The sequence below is a fragment of the Klebsiella sp. GB_Kp056 genome, from assembly GCF_040064755.1.
Lineage (GTDB): Bacteria > Pseudomonadota > Gammaproteobacteria > Enterobacterales > Enterobacteriaceae > Klebsiella > Klebsiella quasipneumoniae.
Genome location: NZ_JBEAJA010000072.1, coordinates 93,476 through 102,512, shown reverse-complemented (window position 1 = coordinate 102,512; position 9,037 = coordinate 93,476). Strand labels below are relative to the sequence as shown.

Annotated in this window: 8 protein-coding genes; 4 read left to right on the top strand and 4 right to left on the bottom strand. The window is 52.9% G+C overall.

Annotation, left to right across the window (positions count from 1 at the left end):
* Positions 1 to 187: 187 nt before the first annotated feature.
* A complete protein-coding gene (gene mobB / locus ABLV52_RS25110; RefSeq protein ID WP_023291488.1) occupies positions 188 to 694 on the bottom strand; it encodes a molybdopterin-guanine dinucleotide biosynthesis protein MobB in 507 nt (168 codons plus the stop codon).
* Positions 691 to 1,272 carry a molybdenum cofactor guanylyltransferase MobA gene (mobA, locus tag ABLV52_RS25105; RefSeq protein ID WP_023291489.1) on the bottom strand — a complete coding sequence of 194 codons (582 nt, stop codon included), beginning with the start codon at positions 1,270 to 1,272 and terminating at the stop codon, positions 691 to 693. The genes mobB and mobA overlap by 4 nt, the downstream gene beginning before the upstream one ends.
* 71 nt (positions 1,273 to 1,343) lie before the next feature.
* Here mobA and ABLV52_RS25100 point away from each other — a divergent pair, with 71 nt between their 5' ends.
* The 3 genes from ABLV52_RS25100 (at position 1,344) to dsbA (ending at position 3,326) form a co-directional block, all read left to right on the top strand.
* Complete coding sequence (locus ABLV52_RS25100) at positions 1,344 to 1,613, top strand: YihD family protein (protein WP_002882612.1); 270 nt, start codon at positions 1,344 to 1,346, stop codon at positions 1,611 to 1,613.
* 75 nt (positions 1,614 to 1,688) lie between these two features.
* Entirely contained in the window at positions 1,689 to 2,675 is a 987-nt protein-coding gene (locus ABLV52_RS25095) for a serine/threonine protein kinase (RefSeq protein ID WP_004203612.1), read from the top strand.
* A 27-nt stretch (positions 2,676 to 2,702) separates the two neighbouring features.
* Positions 2,703 to 3,326: a thiol:disulfide interchange protein DsbA gene (dsbA, locus tag ABLV52_RS25090; RefSeq protein WP_004203613.1), complete on the top strand. Its 624-nt coding sequence runs from the start codon at positions 2,703 to 2,705 to the stop codon at positions 3,324 to 3,326.
* 39 nt (positions 3,327 to 3,365) lie between these two features.
* Here the strand turns inward: dsbA and ABLV52_RS25085 are convergent, their stop codons facing one another.
* On the bottom strand, positions 3,366 to 4,274 hold the full coding sequence (locus ABLV52_RS25085; protein WP_060591356.1) for an acyltransferase: 909 nt from the start codon (positions 4,272 to 4,274) through the stop codon (positions 3,366 to 3,368).
* 396 nt (positions 4,275 to 4,670) lie between these two features.
* Between ABLV52_RS25085 and polA the strand changes: the two genes are divergently transcribed.
* A complete protein-coding gene (gene polA / locus ABLV52_RS25080) occupies positions 4,671 to 7,463 on the top strand; it encodes a DNA polymerase I (RefSeq protein WP_348891048.1) in 2,793 nt (930 codons plus the stop codon).
* A gap of 360 nt (positions 7,464 to 7,823) precedes the next feature.
* Here polA and yihA read toward each other — a convergent pair whose 3' ends face one another.
* Entirely contained in the window at positions 7,824 to 8,459 is a 636-nt protein-coding gene (gene yihA / locus ABLV52_RS25075) for a ribosome biogenesis GTP-binding protein YihA/YsxC (protein WP_023291493.1), read from the bottom strand.
* Between the last annotated feature and the right edge of the window lie 578 nt (positions 8,460 to 9,037).

Genomic DNA, 9,037 nt, shown 5'->3' with positions numbered 1-9,037 from the left:
ATAAAGCAGAAAGCTCAGTCGAAAGACTGAGCTTTTTTGCGTTTTTGTCCTCCGGCGAGGGTGCCGACATGCTTCCCCCGGTGGCGCTGCGCTTACCGGGGCTACGGATCTGACATGGGGCTACGCCCCTGTGGCGCGGACAAGATATGCAGCACTGACTCAGGGAAAAATATCGCCTGAAGTCCTGCTACTGCTTCGCTAACCAGCCGACAATAAATGTCGCAATCTGCGGAATATTATTTAAATCCAACAGCGGAAGTGAGGTCGCGATCGATACATCGCTGGCCACGGCGATCGTATGATCATCCATCGTTAACTCTTCCACACGATGGCCGCTGTTTTGCCGGAAAAGCAGGATCTTAGGCACTGCTTCATGCTTGAAACCCTCGACCAAAACAAGGTCCAGTCTGCTGGCATCCATTCGACTGACCAGCCATGTGAGATCTAATTCCGGCTTCTCGGGTGTTTCGGTCATCAGCGCCCACCGCTGTTCGCTGGCGACAATGGTTTGCGCAGCGCCCGCCTTGCGCAATTCATAGCTATCTTTGCCCGGCTTATCCACGTCCATATCATGATGGGTATGCTTGATCAGACCAGGGCGTAATCCTTGAGCGCACAGCTCAGGAATGAGACGCTTTAATAATGTCGTTTTCCCTGTACCGCTCCAGGCGGCAATCGCTAATAGCGGGATCATGATGGCTCCTGCATACGTTGCAAATCCTCGAGCGTATTCACATTCATAAAAGCCGATTTTACCTCGCTGAAGCTAACCGGATGGCCGCCCATCTGGCGCATGAACACCATTACCCGGCGTTCGCCGCTGGCAAGATAGGCCTCCAGATGCGGAATAATTTGCCGATGCGCCAGCGCAACGGCGGGATGATCCCGTTCGCCGTCATGGGCCCAAACCACCGGCGCAGCGCTTTTTTGCTGGATAAAGCGCTCAACTAAAAATGACGGAATGAAGGGCGTGTCGCAGGGGCAAAAAACAAACCATGGACTCGCGACCTGCTGCATCACGGCAAGCATACCGGCTAAAGGACCCGGGTACCCCGCCTGCGTATCACGAAACACCGGATATCCACTGGCTTGCCACTGCGTAAGGTGACGGTTGGCGCTAATCACTAACTCATCTACCTGCGGAGCTAATGCCTCCGCGACGTGTCGCCAGAGAGGACGTCCATTGAGCAACTGTAATCCTTTATCAATGCCGCCCATTCGCGTGGCCCTGCCGCCCGCCAGCACGACGCCGGTTATCGCCTCGCTTTGCATATGAATATCGCCTCTTTCATTGTGGGATTGACCCTGTTAACTTGTCCCTATCAAGAGTAAGGAGCATGACCATGAAATGTAAACGTCTGAATGAAGTAATTGAACTCCTCCAGCCCGCCTGGCAGAAAGAGCCTGAACTGAACCTGATGCAATTTTTGCAGAAGCTGGCGAAAGAGGCCGGCTATGATGGCGAACTGAGCGATCTTTCCGACGATATTCTGATCTATCACCTGAAGATGCGTGATTCTTCAAAAGATGCTGTCATCCCGGGTATTCAGAAGGATTATGAAGAGGACTTTAAAACCGCGCTGTTGCGCGCCCGCGGCGTAATAAAAGAGTAAAAGGTTGTAAGCGCTGCCGCGTAAAGCGCAATGAGATGATATCCTGAACTATTCGTACGATTATCGGATGTCAGGATGCACGATAAGGCTTTTACTTTTCAGACGCTTCGCCCGGATACCATTATCGATGGATTATTCGATCTGGGTATGCGGGTGGACTCCGGTCTTACCCCGCTGAACAGCTATGAGAACCGCGTTTATCAGTTCCAGGACGAAGAGCGTCATCGCTATGTGGTGAAGTTCTATCGTCCTGAGCGCTGGTCGGCAGCGCAGATCCTTGAAGAACACCAGTTTGCGCTTCAGCTTGTAGAAGATGAAGTGCCCGTTGCTGCGCCGCTGTTATTTAACGACAGTACGCTTCATCAGCATCAGGGATTTTATTTTGCCGTTTTCCCAAGCCTTGGCGGCCGACAGTTCGAGGCGGATAACCTTGATCAGATGGAGTGGGTTGGCCGTTATCTTGGGCGCCTGCACCAGACCGGGCGCAAACAGCGCTTTTCTGCGCGTCCGGAGATTGGCGTGCAGGAGTATCTGCTGGAACCGCGCCAGGTATTTGAACAGTCGACGCTTATCCCGTCAGGCCTGAAGGCCGATTTCCTGAAGGCGACCGATAAACTTATCGCTGCCGTCATGACCCAATGGCACGGTGGCGGGACTACTTTGCGCCTGCATGGTGACTGCCATGCAGGCAATATCCTCTGGCGCGATGGGCCGCTGTTTGTTGACTTAGACGATGCGCGAACCGGCCCGGCGATTCAGGATCTGTGGATGCTGCTCAACGGCGATAAGGCTGAACAGCGTATGCAGCTGGAGACCATCGTCGAGGCCTATGAGGAATTCAGCCCCTTTAACAGCGATGAAATCGCGCTTATTGAACCTTTACGCGCCATGCGACTGGTTTATTATCTGGCGTGGTTGCTCAGACGCTGGGACGATCCGGCTTTCCCGGTTAATTTCCCCTGGTTAACCGGGGAGGATTACTGGCGAGGGCAGACGTCTACTTTTCTCGAGCAGGTGAAGGTTCTACAGGAACCCCCGCTTCAGTTAACGCCAATGTATTAATGTGATATATCCAGGAGAGAGTAAATCATGAAAAAAGTTTGGCTGGCGCTGGCTGGTATGATTCTGGCTTTTAGTGCATCCGCTGCCCAGATCACCGACGGCAAGCAGTACATCACCCTTGATAAGCCGGTTGCTGGCGAGCCACAGGTGCTTGAGTTCTTTTCATTCTACTGCCCGCACTGCTATCAGTTTGAAGAAGTGCTGCATGTCTCTGACAGCGTGCGCCAGAAACTGCCAGAAGGCACCAAAATGACCAAATACCACGTCGAGTTCCTGGGGCCGCTGGGCAAGGAGCTGACGCAGGCATGGGCTGTTGCCATCGCGCTGGGCGTTGAAGATAAAATTACGGCGCCGATGTTCGAAGCGGTGCAGAAAAACCAGACCGTGCAGAGCCTGGCTGACATTCGTAAAGTGTTCGTCGACGCTGGCGTGAAAGGGGAAGACTACGATGCCGCATGGAACAGCTTCGTGGTGAAATCTCTGGTCGCTCAGCAGGAGAAAGCGGCAGCCGATCTGCAGCTGCAGGGGGTACCGGCTATGTACGTCAATGGTAAGTACCAGCTGAACCCGCAGGGGATGGACACCAGCAATATGGATGTCTTCGTCGCTCAGTATGCGGATACCGTGAAGCAGCTGGTTGAGAAGAAATAAAAAAAACGCCGGTCACTGACCGGCGTTACTCTATCTGCTTTACCGTGGCGCCCTTTCTTTGTCCCGCATGATGTCAGTTAACTGACGGTCTTTCTCTTCCCACAGCCCATTCAGCCAGCGCTGGAAGCCACGCTTAAAGTTCTTATCGTTGACGTAATCGCCGTGTAGCTCTTCGCCAATCGGTACCAGATTGATACGAACCACAATGCGCGTCAGTCGGCCGCTTAACATGTCGTAAAACGGCCTTGCATTATTTTCCGGGTAGCACAGCGTAACGTTCAGCAGTTTATCGAACTGCGAACCGAGAACATTGAGCGCCATGGCAATACCTGCCGCTTTCGGTGGTAAAAGATTGTGGTAAGGGGAGCGCGTCTCGCGCTTTTTTGCGTCGGTAAAACGCGAGCCTTCCACGAAATTGACGATAGTCGTCGGATGTGAGCGGAATTTCTCACATGAACGGCGGGTGGTTTCGACATCTTTACCACGGCGTTCCGGGTGACGAATAAGATAGCTACGCGAATAGCGGCGCATAAAAGGCATATCCAGCGCCCAGCAGGCGAGACCGATGAACGGTACCCACGCCAGCTGCTGTTTAAGGAAGTACTTATTCATCGGAATATGCTTGCGGAACAGTACGCACAGCACCACGATATCTGCCCAGCTGTGGTGGTTGCTGATCAGCAGATACCAGTTCTTTTTGTTCAGGCCTTCCAGACCCTGGACGTCCCATTTTAGCCAGGGATTGAGATGCAACAGCAGCGCCAGCCCTTCGCACCAGCAGTACATCATAAAATTGCAAAAAACGGATATAGAGCGCCATACCGCTGGAATGGGGACCAGCAGTTTAATCAGCCCGGCGACGATGATCGGTACAGAGCAGATAACGGTGACTAAGATGGTTAAGGCGATACTCAGCGGAAGTGTTATCGCAGCGAGTAATCTCGACATAGTTAGTTTATTCAGAAAGTTAGGCTGACAAAGAGCGCCTTTAAGCTGCGCAAGGGGCTGATTTTACCAGAAAACGCGGCAAATGACGGGTCTTACCAGAACAGAAAAAAACAAGGATCTTCTATCCACATGGAAGATTAGGTCATCAAATTAATGCCAGGATCGTTGATCTGTTTTTAAGTGATTGATAAATAGTAATTAATACTATTTATTCATTTATTTCCCGGGGCGGATAAGCTGACGTTGTAAAACTATGCACAAAGTTATCCACAAGCTAAGTTGTCGCGCGATCGCGACGATCGTTGAATCTTTTCCGCGAAATGCGGGAAAAATTCAGGATTTGATGCCCGTCTGTGGCATCCTTTATCCATAATCTGATAAACAGGCACGGAAATTATGGTTCAGATCCCAGAAAACCCTCTCATCCTCGTTGACGGCTCCTCCTATCTTTATCGGGCGTATCATGCGTTTCCGCCGCTGACTAACAGCGCAGGGGAGCCCACCGGGGCTATGTACGGCGTACTGAATATGCTGCGCAGTTTGATTCTGCAGTATCAACCGACTCATGCCGTCGTGGTCTTTGATGCGAAAGGGAAAACCTTCCGTGATGAATTGTTCGAACATTACAAATCTCATCGCCCGCCGATGCCGGACGATCTGCGCGCGCAGATTGAGCCGTTGCATAAGATGGTGAAAGCGATGGGGCTGCCGCTGATGGCGGTCCCGGGCGTCGAAGCTGACGATGTGATTGGCACCCTGGCGCGGGAAGCGGAAAGGGCCGGACGTCCGGTGCTGATCAGTACCGGCGATAAAGACATGGCCCAGTTGGTGACGCCGGGGATCACCCTGATCAATACCATGACCAACACTATCCTCGGGCCGGATGAGGTGGTTACCAAATACGGCGTCCCGCCGGAGCTGATTATTGATTTCCTGGCGCTGATGGGCGACTCCTCGGATAACATTCCTGGCGTGCCGGGCGTGGGCGAAAAGACCGCCCAGGCGCTACTGCAAGGCCTTGGCGGCCTCGATACGCTGTATGCGGAACCGGAGAAAATCGCTCAACTGAGCTTCCGCGGCGCGAAAACGATGGCGGCGAAGCTGGAGCAGAACAAGGAGGTGGCTTATCTCTCTTATCAGCTGGCGACCATCAAAACCGACGTCGAGCTGGAGCTCACTTGTGAAGAGCTTGAGGTGCAGCCGCCGGCGGCAGACGATCTGCTGGCGCTGTTCAGACAGTATGAGTTTAAGCGCTGGACCACCGACGTTGAAGCCGGGAAATGGCTGCAGGCGAAGGGGGGCAAACCGGCTGCGAAACCTGCAGTGCCTGCAGCAGCGGCAGAAGCCGAAGAAGAGGTTGAAGCCGCTACTGCACTTTCAGCAGAGCACTATGTCACTATCCTTGATGAGGCCATGCTGCTCACCTGGATCGATAAGCTGAAGCAGGCGCCGCTCTTTGCCTTTGATACGGAAACCGACAGCCTGGATAACATCTCTGCCAACATGGTCGGCCTTTCATTCGCTGTTGAGCCGGGCGTGGCCGCCTATGTCCCGGTAGCGCATGATTACCTTGATGCGCCGGACCAGATCCCGCGCGAGCGCGTGCTGGCGCTGCTTAAACCGCTGCTGGAGGATGAGAAGCTGCTCAAGGTTGGGCAAAATCTCAAATACGATCGCGGCATTTTGGCTAATTACGACATTGAGCTGCGCGGGATTGCGTTCGATACCATGCTGGAATCTTACATTCTCGACAGCGTGGCGGGCCGCCACGATATGGACAGTCTTTCCGACCGCTGGCTGAAGCATAAAACGATTACCTTCGAAGAGATCGCTGGCAAGGGTAAGAATCAGCTCACCTTTAACCAGATTGCGCTGGAAGAGGCTGGTCGCTACGCGGCGGAAGACGCCGACGTCACGCTTCAGTTGCATCTGAAAATGTGGCCGAAGCTGCAGCAGCATGAAGGTCCGCTGAATATCTTCCAGCACATTGAAATGCCGCTGGTGCCGGTGCTGTCTCGCGTTGAGCGCAATGGCGTTAAAATCGACCCCGCCGTGCTGCATGCGCACTCGCAGGAAATTGCCCAGCGCCTGGTTGAGCTGGAGCAGCGGGCGCATGAGATCGCCGGGGAAGCGTTTAATCTCTCCTCCACCAAACAGCTGCAAACGATCCTGTTTGAAAAACAGGGTATCAAACCGCTGAAGAAGACGCCGGGCGGCGCGCCGTCAACCTCTGAAGAGGTACTGGAAGAGCTGGCGCTCGATTACCCGTTGCCGAAAGTGATTCTGGAGTACCGTGGGCTGGCGAAGCTGAAGTCGACCTATACCGATAAGCTGCCGCTGATGATTAACCCCAAAACGGGCCGCGTGCATACCTCCTATCATCAGGCGGTTACCGCCACTGGCCGTTTGTCGTCTACCGATCCAAACCTGCAAAATATTCCGGTGCGTAACGAAGAAGGGCGCCGTATTCGCCAGGCGTTTATCGCGCCGGAAGATTACGTCATTGTCTCGGCGGACTACTCGCAAATCGAGCTGCGCATTATGGCGCACCTGTCGCGGGATAAAGGCCTGCTGACCGCCTTCGCGGAAGGGAAGGATATTCACCGGGCGACGGCGGCTGAAGTGTTTGGCTTACCGCTGGACAGCGTCAGCAGCGAACAGCGGCGCAGTGCGAAAGCTATCAACTTCGGTCTGATCTATGGCATGAGCGCGTTTGGCCTGGCCCGCCAGCTGAACATCCCGCGTAAAGAAGCGCAGAAGTACATGGATCTTTATTTCGAGCGTTATCCGGGCGTGCTGGAGTATATGGAGCGCACCCGCGCACAGGCGAAGGAGCAAGGTTATGTTGAAACGCTGGATGGCCGTCGACTCTATTTACCGGATATCAAGTCCAGCAATGGCGCTCGTCGCGCCGGTGCGGAACGTGCGGCGATTAACGCCCCGATGCAGGGGACGGCTGCGGATATCATCAAGCGGGCGATGATTGCCGTTGATGAATGGCTGCGCAGCGAGAAGCCTCGCGTGCGGATGATCATGCAGGTTCACGATGAACTGGTCTTTGAAGTGCATAAAGATGAGCTCGATGCCGTATCGAAAAAGATCCACGAACTGATGGAGAACAGCACTACGCTGGCGGTACCGTTGCTGGTGGAAGTGGGCAGCGGAGAAAACTGGGATCAAGCGCACTAAGTATACAAAGCGCAACGCGATTTTCTGTAAGTAAGCAACATAACTTATAGAGTTTTGTGAGGATCATTTGAATTTGCTATGTAAATAGTGAAAAAAAACTACAAAAAATGCTTTATCCGTGAGCGAAAGAAGAGTAGAGTTATTCGCGTAGGGTACAGAGGTAAGATGTTCTATCTTTCAGACCTTTTACTTCACGTAATCGGATTTGGCTGAATATTTTAGCCGCCCCGGTCATTTATGACCGGGGCGTTTTTTATTGCGCGAAAGAAAAGTGGCAAAGGAACAGGACACGCTTGTGCTTGATTCTGGAGAGGAACCCGGATAAGGCGCGGTACGCTCTTATCCGGCTGTTCGTGACGATTACTCGTCTGCGGCGCGCTCTTCTTCCTGCGGCGGGATTTCGTTAAACCAGCTATCCAGCTTCTGTCGCAGCTTATCCACGCCAGATTTTTTCAGCGAGGAGAAGGGTTCAACCTGGACATCGCCATTGAAGGCCAGTACCGCTTCACGCACCATATTCACTTGCGCTTTACGCGCGCCGCTGGCGAGCTTATCGGCTTTGGTCAGCAGCACCAGCACCTGAATATCGCTTTCTACCGCCCATTGGATCATCTGCTGATCGAGATCTTTAAGCGGGTGGCGAATGTCCATCAGAACCACCAGGCCCTTCAGGCACAGACGTTTTTCCAGGTATTCTCCCAGCGCGCGCTGCCACTTGATCTTCATCTCTTCCGGGACTTGCGCATAACCATAGCCGGGCAGGTCGACCAGGCGTTTGCCTTCGGCAACTTCGAACAGGTTAATCAGCTGTGTACGTCCGGGCGTTTTGGAGGTCCGCGCCAGGCTTTTCTGGTTGGTCAGCGTATTCAGTGCGCTGGATTTTCCCGCATTGGAGCGGCCGGCGAATGCCACTTCAATACCAGTATCGGCAGGAAGATGGCGGATATCTGGCGCGCTGGTGACAAAGTGCGTCAGTTGATAATTCCAGTTGGTCAAGACGGTCGTCTCCGTTAAAACAGGCTATGGCAGGGATTATACCTGAACAGCAGAAAAAGGCTGTTTTTACCGCACGCTGGTTCTGTAAGTAAAAACCATGCACTTTGTGAGACATTGGCTATTCTTCGTATAGGACATGCCTGAGAAAAATAAGGCCAATAAATCATAACCATATGAAAGTAAATAAATTATAAAAATAGAGAAATCTGAAAGTAGATTTTTAACGGCCAGACTGGTTGTCGATTTTTGTCAACACGGTAAAGTAATACACAACGGCGAGGATGCTGAAAAGGATGAGGACTCAGGACGAGGGGTCAGGAAGCGCCAGGAGGCGAAGACCACAGGATTGTCAGGATGACACGCGTTTTGGAAACGTTTCAAAGGGAAAAGGAAGAAACAGGGACCGTTGGACGCTAAGGGAAAGACAGGGTAAGTCGTTAGCGAACAGGGAAAGAAGAGCCCGTTAAGGGTGGTCAGTGAGGAAAAAGGCGACAGAGTAATCTGTCGCCTTTTTTCTTTGCTTGCTTTCTGCTAGATTCCGCCTCAATTCTATACTGAATAATACTGTCTGAAGATTA

Excerpts from the sequence above, each read along its gene's own strand:
- mobB (WP_023291488.1), bottom strand. The coding sequence starts at position 694 with ATGATCCCGCTATTAGCGATTGCCGCCTGGAGCGGTACAGGGAAAACG.
- mobA (WP_023291489.1), bottom strand. The coding sequence starts at position 1,272 with ATGCAAAGCGAGGCGATAACCGGCGTCGTGCTGGCGGGCGGCAGGGCC.
- ABLV52_RS25100 (WP_002882612.1), top strand. The coding sequence starts at position 1,344 with ATGAAATGTAAACGTCTGAATGAAGTAATTGAACTCCTCCAGCCCGCC.
- ABLV52_RS25095 (WP_004203612.1), top strand. The coding sequence starts at position 1,689 with ATGCACGATAAGGCTTTTACTTTTCAGACGCTTCGCCCGGATACCATT.
- dsbA (WP_004203613.1), top strand. The coding sequence starts at position 2,703 with ATGAAAAAAGTTTGGCTGGCGCTGGCTGGTATGATTCTGGCTTTTAGT.
- ABLV52_RS25085 (WP_060591356.1), bottom strand. The coding sequence starts at position 4,274 with ATGTCGAGATTACTCGCTGCGATAACACTTCCGCTGAGTATCGCCTTA.
- polA (WP_348891048.1), top strand. The coding sequence starts at position 4,671 with ATGGTTCAGATCCCAGAAAACCCTCTCATCCTCGTTGACGGCTCCTCC.